Origin of the sequence: Streptodolium elevatio (genome assembly GCF_040649515.1) — a bacterium.
GTDB lineage: Bacteria > Actinomycetota > Actinomycetes > Streptomycetales > Streptomycetaceae > Yinghuangia > Yinghuangia elevatio.
Map to the genome: position 1 here is coordinate 1 of NZ_JBEZFP010000185.1, position 16,578 is coordinate 16,578.

12 protein-coding genes are annotated in these 16,578 nt (G+C 71.6%); 11 read left to right on the forward strand and 1 reads right to left on the reverse strand.

Going from position 1 to position 16,578, the window contains the following annotated elements; translation table 11 throughout:
• Positions 1–286: 286 nt before the first annotated feature.
• The 6 genes from AB0C36_RS39565 (at position 287) to dprE2 (ending at position 6,819) form a co-directional block, all read left to right on the forward strand.
• On the forward strand, positions 287–1,552 hold the full coding sequence (locus AB0C36_RS39565) for an MFS transporter (protein WP_358363770.1): 1,266 nt from the start codon (positions 287–289) through the stop codon (positions 1,550–1,552).
• Entirely contained in the window at positions 1,542–2,711 is a 1,170-nt protein-coding gene (locus tag AB0C36_RS39570; RefSeq protein WP_358363772.1) for a TolB family protein, read from the forward strand. The genes AB0C36_RS39565 and AB0C36_RS39570 overlap by 11 nt, the downstream gene beginning before the upstream one ends.
• Positions 2,712–3,150: 439 nt before the next feature.
• On the forward strand, positions 3,151–3,657 hold the full coding sequence (locus AB0C36_RS39575; RefSeq protein ID WP_358363773.1) for a phosphatase PAP2 family protein: 507 nt from the start codon (positions 3,151–3,153) through the stop codon (positions 3,655–3,657).
• A 4-nt stretch (positions 3,658–3,661) separates the two neighbouring features.
• The gene (locus AB0C36_RS39580; RefSeq protein ID WP_358363775.1) at positions 3,662–4,609 is read left to right on the forward strand and encodes a decaprenyl-phosphate phosphoribosyltransferase; all 948 of its coding nucleotides are present in this window, start codon (positions 3,662–3,664) and stop codon (positions 4,607–4,609) included.
• Positions 4,602–5,990, forward strand: coding sequence for a decaprenylphosphoryl-beta-D-ribose oxidase (dprE1, locus tag AB0C36_RS39585; protein ID WP_358363777.1), 1,389 nt, complete (start codon positions 4,602–4,604; stop codon positions 5,988–5,990). The genes AB0C36_RS39580 and dprE1 overlap by 8 nt, the downstream gene beginning before the upstream one ends.
• Before the next feature lie 73 nt (positions 5,991–6,063).
• Positions 6,064–6,819 (forward strand): decaprenylphospho-beta-D-erythro-pentofuranosid-2-ulose 2-reductase, encoded by a 756-nt coding sequence (gene dprE2, locus AB0C36_RS39590; RefSeq protein WP_358363778.1) that lies wholly within the window; start codon positions 6,064–6,066, stop codon positions 6,817–6,819.
• Positions 6,820–6,894: 75 nt separating this feature from the next.
• Here dprE2 and AB0C36_RS39595 read toward each other — a convergent pair whose 3' ends face one another.
• The gene (locus AB0C36_RS39595) at positions 6,895–8,556 is read right to left on the reverse strand and encodes a N,N-dimethylformamidase beta subunit family domain-containing protein (RefSeq protein WP_358363780.1); all 1,662 of its coding nucleotides are present in this window, start codon (positions 8,554–8,556) and stop codon (positions 6,895–6,897) included.
• Between the two features lie 294 nt (positions 8,557–8,850).
• On the opposite strand from AB0C36_RS39595, the gene coaE reads away from it, so the two are divergent.
• The 5 genes from coaE to AB0C36_RS39620 all read left to right on the forward strand — a co-directional run bounded on the left by coaE (position 8,851) and on the right by AB0C36_RS39620 (position 16,522).
• The gene (gene coaE / locus AB0C36_RS39600; protein WP_358363781.1) at positions 8,851–9,459 is read left to right on the forward strand and encodes a dephospho-CoA kinase; all 609 of its coding nucleotides are present in this window, start codon (positions 8,851–8,853) and stop codon (positions 9,457–9,459) included.
• Between the two features lie 129 nt (positions 9,460–9,588).
• On the forward strand, positions 9,589–11,562 hold the full coding sequence (locus AB0C36_RS39605) for a hypothetical protein (RefSeq protein ID WP_358363782.1): 1,974 nt from the start codon (positions 9,589–9,591) through the stop codon (positions 11,560–11,562).
• 38 nt (positions 11,563–11,600) lie between these two features.
• Positions 11,601–13,682, forward strand: a complete 2,082-nt coding sequence (uvrB, locus tag AB0C36_RS39610; protein WP_358363783.1) for an excinuclease ABC subunit UvrB — start codon at positions 11,601–11,603, stop codon at positions 13,680–13,682.
• A gap of 279 nt (positions 13,683–13,961) precedes the next feature.
• Positions 13,962–14,534, forward strand: a complete 573-nt coding sequence (locus tag AB0C36_RS39615; protein ID WP_358363785.1) for a TerD family protein — start codon at positions 13,962–13,964, stop codon at positions 14,532–14,534.
• A gap of 179 nt (positions 14,535–14,713) precedes the next feature.
• A complete protein-coding gene (locus AB0C36_RS39620; protein WP_358363786.1) occupies positions 14,714–16,522 on the forward strand; it encodes a TerD family protein in 1,809 nt (602 codons plus the stop codon).
• Positions 16,523–16,578 lie beyond the last annotated feature (56 nt).

The following is a 16,578-nucleotide window of genomic DNA, read 5'->3' on the forward strand; positions in this document are numbered from 1 at the left end:
ATCCGCGACGACTTGACCGGAGATCAGACTTTCGCTCTTCCTCTCGGGGTCGGTCGCGGGGTCGGTCGCGGGGTCGGTCGCGGGGTCGGTCGCGGGGTCGGTCGCGGGGTCGGTCGCGGGGTCGGTCGCGGGGTCGGTCGGCAAATCGGCAGGCCGGTCGGCGGGTCGGTGGTCCGCTCGGGTGGGGAACGGGCGGTTTTGCTCGGGAAGGGGCCTGCCACGGCTAGGGTTTGCTGAGGTTCGGGCTTCGGGCCGGAACACGGCCGGGTGAGAGGGGCCCTGCGGCGTGTACCTGTCTTCCAGCCGCAGCCAGGACACCGTCACCGGGGTGGGGGGCGGTCGCTCCCGGGTGGCACGCGGCGCGGTCACGGCGAATGTCGTGGCACTCGGCATGGTCAGCCTTGTCACCGACATATCGTCGGAGATGGTCACGGCGGTCATGCCCGTCTACCTGGTGGCCGGACTCGGGCTGTCCATACTGCAGTTCGGGTTCCTGGACGGCCTCTACTCCGGCGTGACGGTCTTCCTGCGGCTGGCGGGCGGGCACATCGCCGACCGCTTCTCGGCGCGCAAGAAGGTCGCCGCGGCGGGCTACGGGCTGTCCGCGGTCAGCAAGCTCGGCTTCCCGGCCGTCGGTGCCTCGGTGCCCGGCATCGGGACGCTGCTGGCGGTGGACCGGGCGGGCAAGGGCCTGCGTACCGCACCGCGCGACGCGCTGATCTCGCTGTCCAGCACACCCGAGGCGCAGGGCCGGGCGTTCGGGGTGCACCGGGCGCTGGACACCGCGGGGGCGTTCCTCGGCCCGCTGCTCGCGTTCATGATCCTGTCCGCGGTGGCGACCGCGTACGACGCGGTGTTCGTCGTGAGCTTCTGCATCGGCATGGTCGGCCTGCTGATGCTGCTGCTGTTCGTCCGGGACCGCCCCGGGCCGCCCGCCGGAACGGGCAAGCCGCGCGCGGCGTCGTGGCGGGCGGGGGTGGGGCTGCTGCGCGACGTGCCGTTCCGGCGGCTGTGCCTGTGCGCGGCGCTGCTTGGCGTGGCGACGGTGAGCGACGCGTTCATCTACCTCGTGCTGCAGCGCGAACTGGACATCAAGGCCCACTGGTTCCCGCTGCTGCCGCTCGGAACCGCAGGGGTGTACCTGCTGCTGGCGATCCCCGTCGGGCGGCTCGCCGACCGGGTGGGGCGGCGCCGGGTGTTCCTCGCCGGGCACCTCGCGCTGGGCGCGGTGTACGTGCTGCTGGCCGGGCCGTTCGGCGGCGTGGCGCTGCTCGTCGGCACGCTGGCCCTGCACGGGGTGTTCTACGCGATGACCGACGGCATCCTGATGGCGGCCGCCGGCGCGGGGCTGCCGGCCGAGCTGCGCACGAGCGGGCTCGCGGTGCTGCAGACCGGGCAGGCGGCGGGGCGCTTCGTGTCGTCCGTGGCGTTCGGGTGGGCGTGGACGCAGTGGGGGCCCGAGCGGGCGGTGGTGTGGTCGGGTGCGGTGCTGGTCGTCGCGCTGGGGGTCAGCGCGGTGGTGCTGGGAGGGGCGCGCGTACGTGGACGTTGAACAGGACCGGGACCGCGAGCGAGATCGCGAACAGGACCGGGGACAAGACCGCGAGCAGGACCGCGAGCAGGACCGCGAGGAGGCCGACGTATCGGACCAGGAGGCGGGTCGTGAGCACGACGGGCCGGTGGCCGCCGTCTTCACGCGCCGCAGAGTGCTCGCCTTCGTGCTCGCGCTGGTGGTGCTCGCCGGGGTGGGGGTCGCGTACACGCTGCACGCCGTCGAACGCGAGGACGACAAGAAGTACGGCGGTTCCGGCACCGCCCCCGGTGCCACGCCGATAACCCTCGCCGGCCCGCCGCGCCTGCTGTTCCGCAGCACCGAGTCCGGCCCGGGGTACGGCCACCTGGCGACCGTCTCCGCCGCCGACCCCGGTGGCCCGCGCCTGGTGGGCGACCGTACGTGCGAGCGCGTCTACGCCGCGGCCGGCACCGCGCTGTGCCTGGTCGTCGACCGCGGGGTCATCTCCCGCAACTACGCGCTCGTCCTGGACGACCAACTGCGGGAGACGCGTCGCGTGGAGTTGTCGGGTACGCCGAACCGGGCGCGCCTGTCGGCGTCGGGGCGGATGGCGTCGTGGACGGTGTTCGTGTACGGCGACTCGTACGCCGGCTCGTCCTTCTCGACCCGCACCTCGGTCCTCGACACGCACACCGGCGCCGTCGTCGAGTCCCTGGAGGACTTCGCGGTCACGCGCGACGGCAAGGACGTGCGCACCCCCGACCGCAACTTCTGGGGCGTCACGTTCACCGCCGACGACAACGTCTTCTACGCGACGATGTCGACGTTCAGCCCCAACCGCACGTACCTGGTCCGCGGCGACTTCCGGGCGCGCACGATGACGGTGGTGCGGGAGAACGTGGAGTGCCCGTCGTTGTCCCCGGACGGCACACGGCTGGTGTTCAAGAAGAAGGTGTCCGACGACGCCCGCAAGCCGTGGCGGCTGTACGTCCTGGACCTGGCCACCGGTGCCGAGACCGCGCTCGCCGAGGCCCGCAGCGTGGACGACCAGGCGGTCTGGCTGGACGACCGCACGGTGGCCTACGACCTGCCGGCCGGGACGGGTTCGGCGTCGGACGTGTGGTCGGTGCCGGCCGACGGCGGCGGCGCTCCGGTGCGGCTGGTCGCGGGCGCGTTTTCGCCAGTGCCGCTGGGCTGAGCGCACGGGCGGACGCGAAGGTAAAAGGAAGGGTGAACAGTGGATCGTCTTTCGGCCGGGTAATGCCACAGTTCTGTCACGAAAGCACAGAGTGATCAGTCGTTCTGAATCTGTTCGGACACGCTCTGACCTGCGAGGACAGCACCCGGCCGGGGGCTGCGGCGGCAGGGGCCGTGCGGGGGTGCGGCACGTCCTCGGGAGGAGCCGACGGCGGCCCTTCGCGTACGCTAAGGCCTTTGGCGCCTGCTGCCGCGTTCCCCTCCCGTACCGGGAACGAGAGCGCGCATGCGGTGACCGGGCCGGGACCGACAACCGACGGATGACGCGTTCGGGGACGTGGATTCCGGTGCCGACGCGACGTGTGGGAATGAGGGTTCGTATGGCCTCTGGTGGGTTTCCGGCCACCGGGCAGGTATTCAGCATCGTCACGGGAACCGACGTGGCCCTGTACCGAGGTGTACGCGGGCGGACCGGTCATCCGGTGATCCAGCGGGCGAGCAAGGCCCTTTCCTTCGCCGGTGAGCACGGCGGCGTGTTCCTGGCGACCGGCCTGGTCGGCGCTGCCGTCGACAAGGGCCGGCGGGCGCAGTGGCTGCGTGCCACCGCCACCATCGCCACCGCGCATGCGGCCAGCATGGCGCTCAAGCGCGTCGTGCGGCGGCCGCGTCCCGCGTTCGAGGACATGCTGCCGATCGTCCGCACCGCGGGACGGCACAGCTTCCCGTCCTCTCATTCCGTGTCCGCTGCCGCGTCCGTGGTCGCGTTCCGCGGCCTGGTGCCCGCCCGGGTCACCGTGCCGGCCGCGGTCGCGATGGGCTTCTCGCGGCTCGTCGTAGGCGTCCACTACCCGACCGACGTGATCGGCGGCGCGGCCATGGGGGCCGCCGCCGCGCATCTGGGTCGGTCCTGGTCCAAGCGCGCCAGTTCCGTACCGAAGGGGATCTGAAGACGTGAGCACGTCCGAGATCGAAGCGTCGCCGCAGGCCCAGGCCGACACGGCCGAGCCGCCGCGGCCTCCCAGGGGTGGACTCCTGGGCGGGCTCATCAAGCTCGCGCGACCCAAGCAGTGGGTCAAGAACGTCCTCGTCTTCGCGGCGCCGCTGGCGGCCGGCCGCATCGACGAGTGGGACGTGATGCGCCAGTGCCTCTACATCTTCGCGATCTTCTGCATCGCGGCGTCGTCGATCTACTACGTCAACGACGCGTTCGACGTCGAGTCGGACCGCCAGCACCCGAAGAAGCGGTACCGGCCCATCGCCTCCGGCGTGGTGCCGGTCAAGCTGGCGTGGGTGCTCGGGCCGGTCCTGGCCGTGGCGTCGATCGTGCTGTCGGTGATCCTGTGCAACCGGGGCACCGCACTGATCGTCGGCCTGTACATCGCCATGCACATGCTCTACAGCTTCGCGTTCAAGCACGTGCAGGTCCTCGACCTGATGATGGTCGCCTCCGGCTTCCTCTTCCGGGCGATGGTCGGCGGTGTCGCGGCGGACATCCCGCTGTCCCGCTGGTTCCTGCTGACCGCGGGCTTCGGCTCGCTGTTCATGGTCGCGGGCAAGCGGTACTCGGAGATGGTCCTGATGGGCGAGGAGGCGGCCAAGACCCGTGCCTCGCTGGCCAACTACTCGATCACCTACCTGCGCTTCGTGTGGCAGATGTCGGTGGCCGTCACCGTTCTGACGTACAGCCTGTGGGCGTTCGACATTCCGCAGGGCGACGCCACGCTGGCCTGGCAGCAGTTGTCCCTGGTGCCGTTCGGCTTCGTGCTGCTGCGGTACGCCGTCTACGTCGACGCGGGAACCGCGGGTGCGCCGGAGGACGTTGTCCTCAAGGACAAGGTCATCGTCGGACTCGGGTTCGCGTGGCTGCTCATGTTCGTCCTGGGAGTTTTCCATGTCTGACGGCCCCGTGGCCGACTTCTTCCCCGCCGCGCAGCGCAAGTCGCTGAACGGGTGGGGCCGCACCGCCCCGACCACCGCCGACGTCGTCACCCCGATGACGCGCGAGCAGGTCGCGGACGCACTGCGCAGGCGCACCGACCGCGGCGTCATCGCCCGCGGCCTCGGGCGCAGTTACGGCGACCCCGCGCAGAACGGCGGCGGGCTCGTCCTCGACATGACGTCGATGAACCGCGTGCTGGACGCCGACCTCGAGAACGGCGTCGTCACCGTCGAGGCCGGCGTGAGCCTGGACCGGCTCATCGAACTGTTCGTCCCGTTCGGCTTCTTCGTGCCGGTGACCCCCGGCACGCGGCAGGTGACCGTGGGCGGCGCCATCGGCGCGGACGTGCACGGCAAGAACCACCACGCGCACGGCAGCTTCTGCGACCACGTGCTGTCGATGGACCTGCTGCTGGCCGACGGCACCGTGCGCACCGTGACGCCCGAGGGCGACCCGGAGCTGTTCTGGGCCACCGCGGGTGGCATGGGCCTGACCGGCATCGTGCTGTCGGCGGTCGTCCGCATGACGCCGATCGAGACGTCGCTGGTGTCGGTCGACACCGACCGCACGCGCGACCTCGACGAGATCATGGCGCTGATGGCCGAGACCGACGAGAAGTACGCGTACACCGTCGCGTGGCTCGACTGCCTCGCCAAGGGCCGCAACCTCGGCCGGTCGGTGCTCACCTGCGGCGAGTTCGCCCGGCTGGAGGACCTGCCGGCCAAGAAGCGCGCCAACCCGCTGAAGTTCAAGAGCGGGACGCTGGTGACGGTGCCGGACATCGTGCCGGGCCGGCTGCCGAACAAGTTCACCATGGGCCTGTTCAACGAGATGTGGTACCGCAAGGCGCCGCAGCACAAGGTCGGGCAGCTGCAGAGCATCTCGGCGTTCTTCCACCCGCTGGACGCGGTCCAGGAGTGGAACCGGGCGTACGGCAAGACCGGGTTCCTGCAGTACCAGTTCGTGGTGCCGTTCGAGCGCGAGGCCGCGCTGCGCCAGGTGGTCGAGAAGATCAGCGCGGCGGGCGCGCCGTCCTCGCTGACGGTGCTCAAGCGCTTCGGCCCGGGCAACCGCGGATACCTGTCGTTCCCCAAGCCGGGCTGGACGCTGACGCTGGACTTCCCGACCAACACGCCCGGGCTGTCCCGTCTGCTGCACGAGCTCGACGAGCTGGTGCTGTCCAACGACGGCCGCATGTACCTGGCGAAGGACTCGCGGATGGACCCCGCGGACATGGCCCGGATGTACCCGCGCCTGGAAGAGTTCCGCACGGTCCGTGCCAAGGTGGACCCGGACGGCGTCTTCGTCTCCGACCAGGCCCGCCGTCTCGGCCTCGCCTGACCGGCGGCCCCGGCGACCGGCCGGGGCGCTGCGAAGGCGGGACCGGCAAGCCATCCACTCAGAAGGAAACACGGTGAAAGACGCTTTGGGCGCACCGCAGTCTCTCCTCATCCTCGGCGGCACGTCCGAGATCGCGCTCCACACCGCCCGCAAGATGGTCGCCGAGCGCGTACGCCGCGTGGTGCTGGCCGGGCGTCCCTCCGACGCCCTCGACGCGGCGGCGACCGACCTGCGCGGCCGCGGCGCGGCCGTCGAGGTCGTCGCGTTCGACGCGGCCGAGCCGGACACCCACGAGAAGACCATCGACGGGGTGTTCGCGGACGGCGACATCGACGTCGTGCTGCTCGCGTTCGGGGTCCTGGGCGACCAGGAGTCCGACGAGCAGGACCCGGTCGCGGCGGCGAAGGTCGCGCAGGTCAACTACGTCGGCGGGGTGTCGGCGGGGCTCGCGTCGGTGAAGGCGCTGCGCCGCCAGGGCCACGGCTCGCTCGCGGTGATCTCGTCGGTCGCCGCCGAGCGCGCCCGCAAGGCCAACTTCATCTACGGCTCCTCGAAGGCCGGCCTGGACGCGTTCGCGCAGGGCCTGGCCGACAAGGTGCACGGCACGGGCATCCACGTCATGGTGGTCCGCCCGGGCTTCGTGAAGACGCGCATGACCGAGGGCATGCCCGACGGCCCCATGGCCACCACGCCGGACGTCGTCGCCGACGGCATCATCAAGGGGCTGCGCAAGGGCTCCACGACGGTGTGGGTGCCGGGTCAGCTGCGGTACGTGTTCTCGGTGCTGCGGCACGTTCCGCGCCCGATCTTCCGCAAGCTCCCCATCTGACGCACCGAGCCGAACGCCGCGTGGCGGCCGCCCCGACCGGGGGTGGCCGCCACACGGCGTTCACACGGCGCGGTGTCAGGGGCGTACGCCCACGTCCTCCGGCCGCGCGGCGGTGGCCACCAGGTTCTCCGGGGACGGCGGCGGCAGCGGAGCGGACGGGTGGCGGGTGCCCGCAGGGCCCTCGGCGAAGGCCCGCACGATGTTGTCGGTCATGCGCTCCAGGACCGCGCGGCTGGTGGCGTCCACGGGCATCTCGTGGCACGCGCCACGCAGTTGGCAGGGCCAGTAGGTGGTGCCCGCGGAGAAGACGCCCGCTCCGGAGGGGGTCGTGTAGTACGTGATCGTGCCCATCGTGGCGCGCGGTCCGACGCGGAGCGGGGCCGCGGCGATGACCGAGAGGGTCGGGGGCGTCGCGGGGTCGTTCGGGAGGGCCGTGTCGTACTCGCCGCCGAGTGAGTTCGCGAGCACCTGGCCGTCGCGTACGCCGGTGCCCGCGTAGATCCACGAACCGGCGTCCAGCACCCGGAACGACCCGACCACGCCCAGCCCGCCCCACGTGGCGCCGACGAGGCTGTGCTCGCCGCGGTTGAGCGGCGCCTCGCGCCACGTGACGGTGGCCTGGCGGGGGTCGTCGGCCGCGAGCGGGTCCTCGGCCGCCTTGCGGTAGACCGCCACGCGGCGGTCGGCGCCCGCGGGGGAGGGCTCCAGGCGCGAGTGCCAGTAGACGGTGTTGGCGCCGAAGAAGGCGATGTTGACGCCGCGGTCGCGCGCGGCCTCGACGCCGTCGTACATGCGGCGCGTCCAGTACTCGTTGTGTCCGCCGATGATCAGGCCCTTGTGGCGCAGCAGTTGCGAGGGGCGGCGGTCGACGTCGATGTCGGTGACGTAGTCGACGTCGATCCCGGTGCGTTCGAGGGCCTGCACCATCGGCACGTCGTACCAGTAGGGCACGAGGTAGCCGCTGCCGGTGTAGGGGCGTTCGAAGCTGGCCACGCGGGCGCGGTCGGAGCGGGCGCCGGAGGTGTCGCGGGGGCCGCTGTAGAGCCCGTATCCGCCGTAGGTGTTGTACGCCTGGGCGGTCAGGTTGGCCGCCTGGAACAGCAGCGGTGCGTCGCCGGCCTCGTCCCGCACGGTCAGCTGCATCCCGTAGGAGCTGCCGGACCGGTTCCGCAGCACGAGCATGTAGTAGCCGGGCGGCCAGCGTTCGTCGACCGTGAACTCCAGGGACATCGGCCAGTTCGTCTCGACGGTGTAGGTCGGTGCGGCGGCGGCCGGCTTCGGGCGCGGCACGCTGGGGACCTCCGCCGACGACCACACCTCGCGGCCGCCCGTCCCGCCGTACCAGCCCATGCGGTACGCCGTCAGGCGGGCCGGCCCGGGCCCGGTGAGCCGCAGCTCCACGCTCTCGCCGCACGCGACGCTGTCGGTGTCGAGGAAGCCCATGAGTTCCGCGCCCCAGCGCTCGGGGACCCGCCAATCGCCGGTCCCCGCCTGCTTGTTCTCCTCGGCGACCCAGCCGGCTGGCCGTGCCACGCGGGCGCAGGGCGTCGACACCGCCGTGGTGCGGTCCTCCGGCATGGTCCCCGGCGGGATGACGCGTTCGGCGGTGTTCGGGTCGGTGGAGGCCTTGCCCGCCGTGTGCGGCCGGGCCCCTGGCGGATCGCCGCCGGTGTCGCATGCCGCCAGGGCGCCGAGGAGCAGGGCGATCGTCAGCGTCGCGGCGCGGATGCGGGGCATGGACTCCTCGATCGGCAGGGTTCCGGAAGGGTGCGGGCGGAACTCGCCGGGACCACCGGGCGGAATCCGGTGGTATCCGGCAAGGATTGACAGACCCTGGGGATCGGATGATCCACGAATCTATAACCGCAAAAGCCGGATTCGGGTTGTCGGTACAACTCCGGCATGTCGCCATGGATACGCGTGCGGTGGCCGAACGGTTGCGGAATGGCCGCCGAATTCGCCCGGAACGGGATCCTCGATATCGGTGACCCGGGGGAAGCGCGCGCCAGGGGCGCATTACGCTGACCTGTCATGGTCAACGTGGGGCTTACCGGCGGCATCGGTTCGGGCAAGAGCGAGGTGTCGCGTCGGCTCGCGGCGTACGGCGCCGTGGTCGTCGACTCCGACCTGATCGCGCGCGAGGTCGTCGAGCCCGGCACCCCGGGGCTGGCCGCGTTGGTCGCCGAGTTCGGGGCGGACATCCTCGCCGCCGACGGCACCCTCGACCGGCCGAAGCTCGGCTCGCTGGTCTTCGCCGACAAGGACCGCCTCGCGGCGCTCAACGCGATCGTGCACCCGCTCGTGGGCGCCCGCGCCGACGAGTTGCGGGCCGCGGCGGCCGAGGACGCGGTGCTGGTCAACGACGTGCCGCTGCTCGCGGAGAACCGGCTGGAGAAGCTGTACGACCTGGTCGTGGTCGTCGACGCGTCCCCCGAGACGCAACTCGACCGCCTGGTACGCCTGCGCGGCATGACCGCGCAGGACGCCCGCAACCGCATGGCCGCCCAGGCCACCCGCGCGGACCGCCTCGCCATCGCCGACGTCGTCGTCGACAACGACGGGCCGATCGAGGCCCTGGAGCCCCAGCTTCGCGCGCTGTGGGAGCGCCTGACGGGCGAGCCGCCCGCCGGCACCGCATGATCGAAAGCACGCCGCACTGACCGCCGGGAGCCCCGGCGCCGCCCTGCCCGGCCCTTCCGTCCCCGCACACGCGGCGGGCGCCACCAGTGAGGACACGATGGCCACCCTCGGGACGAGGACGCCCGCACGATGACGGACCGGAGCACTCGCAGCGCCCCGGGCGCCGAGCCCGGGTCGGACGCGGACGCGCACGTCGGCGCGGCCCCCGCGGCCGCCAGGACCGTCGGAGACGCCGGGCCCGCCGCCGCGGCGACCGGTACGCGCACCCGGCTCCGCAGGCTCCTGCCGACCGCGCCGCACACGTGGGACCGCCGCCGGGCGGCCCGGATCGGCGTGCACGTGGCGTGGCCGCTGATGCTGGCCACGTGGCTCACGTACTCCGTCGGCCGCTACGGCTTCGCCCCCATGGACCAGGGCTTCACCCAGGCGCTCACGTGGCGGATCCTCGACGGCCAGGTGCCCCACGCGGACTTCTTCTCGCCGCGGCCGGCCGGTTCGGCGGTGTTCCACATCGTCGACTTCGTGATCCCCGGCCCCCTGATGCTGGTGCAGGCGTGGGTCGCGACACTCCAGTTCGTCGTCTCGGCGATCGCGCTCACCGTGCTGGTGACCGGCCGCCCGTGGACGCGCTTCGGCCCGCTGCTGGTCGGCCTGACCGCGGCCGCCGCGATGGTCAACCTGCACATGTGGGCCGCGATGACGTGGCACACCACCGACGGCATCTTCTTCGCGTCGCTGGGCTGGTGCCTCCTGGACCGGGGGCTGCGCCGCGACAGCGCCGCACTGCGCCGCTGGGGCCTCTTCCTGGCCGGGTACGCGGTCATCTGCAAGCAGAGCTTCGCGCCCGTCCTGCTGGTCGCCCTCGCGATGCTGTTCCTCCATCCGCGCAGGCGCGGCAGCCTGACGCCGCGCCGTGTCGCGGGGGACCTCGCGGCGCTGGGCGGCGCGGGCTTCGGGTACGTCGTGTGGGTGGTCCTGGGCGGCGGCACGGCCGAGCTGCCCGACCAGCTCCTGGGCACCGACGGCGTGTGGGGCAGGCGCGTGCTGACCCTGATGCCGGAGATGCTGCGCGGAGCCCCGCAGGAGCGGCGCTGGCTGCTGCTGTTCGCGGTCGCGCTCGCCGCGATCGTGGTGGCCCGCCTGGTGGCCCGCCGTCCCGGCGACGGGGCGGCGCGCCGGGTCGCGAGCTGGGCCGACCCGGCGGCGTGCCTGGTGGCGACCGCGGCGATCGTCGCGGAGCTGGCCCAGGCGAAGATGATCTTCGCGGAGGTCGCGTACTCCTGCATCCTGTGGTGGATGCTGGCCGGCGCGGTCGTCGTCGACGCCATAGTGCGCCGGCGCCTGCTGACCGGAGCGCTGCCGGTGCTCGCGCTGGGCTGGATGGTCAGCCTCTCGTACGGCTACGACGTGCCGGCGCTGATCGGCGGCTCCATCGCGCTGACCACCATGGTCGTGCTGTGGCGCGGTGCGGCCACCCCGGCCCCGCTGGTGGTGGCCGCCGCGTCCCCGGCCCGCCGGGCGACGGCGGTACGCGCGCTGGCGCTCGCCGCGGCGGGTGCGCTGGTGCTCGGCGCCGGGGCGGTCAAGCTGCTCGACGTACGCGACGGCTACGGCTACATCGACGGAGGCCGCCCCGTCCTGACCCAGGACATGGGCACGGTGTCGCCCGAGATGCGCGGCATCCGGACCAGCCCCGGCGACCGCCGCTACATGACCCAGGTCCGCGACTGCGTCAAGGCGCGGCCGGCCAAGTGGGTCGCGGTGCTGCCCGACACCTCGGTGGCGTATCCGGTGTTCGGGCTCGACAACCCGTTCCCGATGGACTGGCTGTACTACATGGAGGTCAAGAACCGCGAGGCCGAGAAGCTCATGCTCAAGCGGGCCAAGGAGCTGAACGCCTCGGGGGACTACCTCGTGCTGTTCCAGACCATCGACGTGCGGTTCGTGGCGGTGCCCGGCTACGTGCCCAAGTACGTGCCGCCGAACCAGCCCATCGTGCACTGGACCGACCGCAACATCGAGGCCAAGGTCAAGCGGGAGCTGAAGGGCGAGGTGTTCTCGTGCGGCTCCTTCGTGGCGGTCTGGGCGCCGCCCAAGAAGTAGCCGCCCCGCTTGTCGGACCCAGGCCGTACGGTTGACGAGTGCGACCCATCACGGACCTCGAACGCAAAGTGGCGCCCTTCCAGGTCGTCAGCCCCTACCAGCCCAGCGGCGACCAGCCGGCGGCCATCGACGACCTCGAGCGACGCGTCCGCGCCGCGGAGAAGGACGTCGTGCTGCTCGGCGCCACCGGCACGGGCAAGTCGGCGACGACCGCCTGGATGATCGAGCGGCTCCAGCGGCCGACCCTGGTCATGGCGCCCAACAAGACGCTGGCCGCGCAGCTCGCCAACGAGTTCCGCGAGCTCCTGCCGAACAACGCGGTCGAGTACTTCGTCTCGTACTACGACTACTACCAGCCCGAGGCGTACATCGCGCAGACGGACACCTACATCGAGAAGGACTCCTCGATCAACGAGGAGGTCGAGCGGCTGCGGCACTCGACCACCAACTCGCTGCTGACCCGCCGCGACGTCATCGTGGTCGCGTCCGTGTCGTGCATCTACGGTCTCGGCACGCCGCAGGAGTACGTCGACCGCATGGTGTCGCTCAAGGTCGGCCAGGAGATCGACCGCGACGCGCTGCTGCGGCGCTTCGTGGACATCCAGTACGCGCGGAACGACGTCGCGTTCACGCGCGGCACCTTCCGGGTCCGCGGCGACACGATCGAGATCTTCCCGGTCTACGAGGAGCTCGCGGTCCGCATCGAGATGTTCGGCGACGAGATCGAGTCGCTGATGACGCTGCACCCGCTGACCGGCGAGGTCGTCACCAACGACGAGCAGCTGTACGTCTTCCCGGCCACCCACTACGTGGCCGGCGCCGAGCGCATGGAGCGCGCGATCACCGGCATCGAGAAGGAGCTCGCCGACCAGCTGGCGCTGTTCGAGAAGCAGGGCAAGCTGCTGGAGGCCCAGCGGCTGCGCATGCGTACGACGTACGACATCGAGATGATGCGGCAGATCGGCACCTGCTCGGGCATCGAGAACTACTCGCGGCACATCGACGGCCGCGAGGCCGGCAGCGCGCCCAACACGCTGCTCGACTACTTCCCCGAGGACTTCCTGCTGGTCATCGACGAGTCGCACCAGACGGTGCCGCAGATCGGCGCGATGTACGAGGGCGACGCGTCGCGCAAGCGGAACCTGGTCGACCACGGCTTCCGGCTGCCGTCCGCGATCGACAACCGCCCGCTGAAGTGGGAGGAGTTCCTCGAGCGCATCGGGCAGACGGTGTACCTGTCCGCGACGCCCGGGCCGTACGAGCTGTCGCGCGGCAACGGCGTCGTCGAGCAGGTCATCCGCCCGACCGGGCTGATCGACCCGGAGGTCGTGGTCAAGCCGACCGAGGGCCAGATCGACGACCTCGTCGAGGAGATCCGCAAGCGCGCCGAGCGCGACGAGCGCGTGCTGGTGACCACGCTCACCAAGAAGATGTCCGAGGACCTGACCGACTACCTCCTCGAACTGGGCATCCGGGTGCGCTACCTGCACAGCGACATCGACACGCTGCGCCGCATCGAGCTTCTGCGCGAGCTGCGGCTCGGCGAGTTTGACGTGCTGGTCGGCATCAACCTGCTGCGTGAGGGCCTGGACCTGCCAGAGGTGTCGCTCGTGGCCATCCTGGACGCCGACAAGGAGGGCTTCCTGCGCTCCGGCACGTCGCTGATCCAGACCATCGGCCGCGCGGCCCGCAACGTGTCCGGACAGGTGCACATGTACGCGGACCGCATCACTCCGTCGATGGAAAAGGCGATCGACGAGACGAACCGCCGCCGCGACAAGCAGATCGCCTACAACGAGGAGCGCGGCATCGACCCGCAGCCGCTGCGCAAGAAGATCGTCGACATCCTCGACATGATCGCGCGCGAGGACGCGGACACCCACGAGCTGATGGCGGGCGGCAAGGGGCGTACCAAGGCACCTGTGCCCACCGCCGGGCGCAAGCTGCCGGACGCCAAGGACATGCCGGCCGCGGACCTCACGGACCTGATCGGCCAGTTGACCGAGCAGATGCACGCGGCCGCGTCCGAGTTGCAGTTCGAGCTGGCGGCCCGGCTCCGCGACGAGGTCGGCGAGCTGAAGAAGGAACTGCGCGGCATGAAGGCCGCCGGAATGGCGTGATGCGGCACGGGACGTCCGACGGTGGCGCGTTGCGGGGCGCCGCCCGTGTGTACGTGCCGAGTCCGTAAGATTGCCCGTTTCCGGGGACCGGGAACCGTCTACCAGGCGAACTGGTCCACAACAGAGGGAACGACCCGTCGAATCGAAACGTCATGAACGATAGGTTCGTCACGGATGGGCCCCCTGGTCGACTTCCCTGACGGGAGGTTCGGCAGGGGACTACGCTGCGGGCGCGAGGCCGCGTGCCGCGGGACAAGCTTTGTGAGGGGAGACATCACAGTGTCCGTCAACATGGTCAAGGGTCAGCGCCTGTCGCTCGAAAAGCAGGGTGGCGGCCAGCTGACCCTGGTCCGGATGGGCCTGGGCTGGGACGCGATCAAGAAGAAGGGTCTGTTCGGCAGCCGGGAGCGCGACATCGACCTGGACGCCTCTTGCGTCCTGTTCGCGGACCAGCAGCCGGTCGACGCCGTCTACTTCGGCCACCTGGTCAGCGACGACGGCTCGATCCGCCACACCGGCGACAACCTGACCGGCGCCGGTGACGGCGACGACGAGTCGATCATCGTCGACCTGACCCGCGTCCCGGTGCACGTGACGCAGATCATCTTCACGGTGAACTCGTTCCAGGGTCAGACCTTCCAGGAGGTCGAGAACGCGTTCTGCCGCATCGTCGACGAGACCAACGGGCAGGAGCTGGCCCGTTACACGCTCTCCGGCGGTGGCCCGAACAACGCCCAGATCATGGCGAAGCTCTACCGCCACGGTGACGGGTGGAAGATGACCGCCATCGGTGAGCCGGCCAACGGCCGTACCTTCACCGAGCTGATGCCGGCCCTGGCCGCGCACCTGTAAGCGAGAACTGGTAGTCCGGAACGGGCCGGGGCCACGGTCGAGACAGTGGCTCCGGCTCGTGCGGTTCCGTCCCTCGGGGGCGGGGAGGGGAACGCGCCACCGATGAGTGAGCGAAGCGAGCGAATCCAAGACGGGGGTGCGTTTCGCGAATGCGGCGCCGAGCGCCAGGGGGGTGCGGCATGAGCGCCGAACTCGTGCGGGGCCAGAACCTGCCGCTGCCCGAGCCGCACGTCGCGGTCGACCTCACCGCCCAGTGCCCGGTCGAAGTCGTCGCCGTGCTGCTCGACGCGAGCCTGAAGGTCCGCGACGACGGCGACGTGCTGCAGCGCGACGGCCGTACCGTGGCCGGATTGTCGCTGCGCGCACAGGGTGTCGACGTGGACCTGTCGGCGCTCCCCGCGGACGTCGACCGGGTGATCGTCGCGGCGACCGTCGAGGGCGGCGGTGTGGACCGCTTCGGTGCGGTGGCCGCCCCGGTCGCAAGTGTCACCTCCGGTGGTGCGCCGATCGCCGTGTTCACCATCACCGACCTGGGCAGCGAGCGCGCGATCCAGACCGTCGAGCTGTACCGCCGCCAGGGCGCGTGGAAGGTCCGCGCCGTGGGGCAGGGGTACGACGGCGGCCTCGACGCGCTGCTGCGCGACGTGGGCGTCGAACTGCGCGCCCCGATCGTGGACCGCGTGCGCATGCTGCTGGCCGGTCCGGCCGCGCCCGCGCACAGCGCCGCGAGCACCCCCGGTCCGGCGACCCCGCAGTCGTCCGGTCGTCCGGACGCGCAGCCGGTCCCGCCAATCGCCGGATTCCCGTCAGCCCCGTCGCCGGCGCCCTCCACCGCGGGCATGAGCGACGCGCAGCGGGAGGCGGCCGCGCTGGAGGCGCGCCGCCAGGTCGAGCGGCTCTACGAGCAGGTGTGGGGCATCTTCGAGGACGCCGCGCGCTCCGCCGCGTCGTACCGCTCGTCGGTCGGCTACGCGGACAACAGGCTCGACAAGGACCTGGAGGACGTGCTGAACGACCCGGCGGCGCGTACCTCGCCCGCCGGCCTCGCGCAGCAGGACGCGGCGCGTGCCAAGCACCGCGAGCTGATCGAGCGCGCGCGTGCCGGGCTCGACAAGGACTCCGCCCAACTCGCGGCCGAGGTCGCGCAGTTGGAGCCGAAGCTGCCGCCGGAGATGGCGCGCTGGGACTCCCCGGCGTGGGCCGGGTGGCGGGCTCCCGAGGACACCGCGCTGGCGATGCGCCTCGGCGACCTGCACCTGCCGGAGAACCCGCAGCTGCGGATCCCCATGGTGCTGCGGCTGCCGATGGAGCGCGGCCTGTGGATCGACAGCGGCGCGTCCGGTGTCGACGGCGACGTGGCCGGTGTCGCGGACGAGGCGGTGCGGGCGCGGGCGACCGAGCTCGCGGTGACGCTGTCCGCGCGCATGCTCGCGGCGTTCCCGGTCGGCGACCTGAAGCTGCATGTCGTGGACCCGGAGGGCAAGGGCGCGGCGGCGGGCCCGTTCGCGCCGCTGGCCGCCAGCGGGCTGCTCGTCGGTCCCGCGGCGACCACCGCGCCCGAGGTGTCGGCGATGATGTCGCGGCTGATGGACCGGGTCGAGCTGGCGCGCATGGCACTGGAGAGCGGCGCGACCGACTCGCTGCCGGAGCACATCGACTTCAGCCGCCAACTGCTGGTCGTGCACGGCTTCCCGTACGCCTTCGACGACCGCACGATGACGCAGCTGCGGCACCTCGTCGAGGAGGGGCCGCGGGTGGGCGTGCACGTGATGGTGGTCGGGAGCCGTGCGGACGCGCAGTCCTTCGGCCCGCTGCTCGACCCGCTGTGGCGGGCGATGCTGCGGCTGACGCCGATTCCCGAGGACCACATCGCGGACCCGTGGGTGGGGCACGCGTGGACGTACACGCCCGACCTGCCCTCGGACGGCACCGGCGTCACGCAGACGCTCCTGACGTGGGTCGCGTCGAGTGCGGCGGGCGGCCGCTGACAGACGGGCAGTTCGCATCGGACGTGCGGCGGGGCGGGACCGGAGAGGTGCCGCCC

Coding starts and splice junctions, on each gene's coding strand:
- coaE (WP_358363781.1), top strand. CDS start 8,851: ATGGTCAACGTGGGGCTTACCGGCGGCATCGGTTCGGGCAAGAGCGAG.
- AB0C36_RS39620 (WP_358363786.1), top strand. CDS start 14,714: ATGAGCGCCGAACTCGTGCGGGGCCAGAACCTGCCGCTGCCCGAGCCG.
- AB0C36_RS39605 (WP_358363782.1), top strand. CDS start 9,589: ATGACGGACCGGAGCACTCGCAGCGCCCCGGGCGCCGAGCCCGGGTCG.
- dprE1 (WP_358363777.1), top strand. CDS start 4,602: ATGTCTGACGGCCCCGTGGCCGACTTCTTCCCCGCCGCGCAGCGCAAG.
- AB0C36_RS39595 (WP_358363780.1), bottom strand. CDS start 8,556: ATGCCCCGCATCCGCGCCGCGACGCTGACGATCGCCCTGCTCCTCGGC.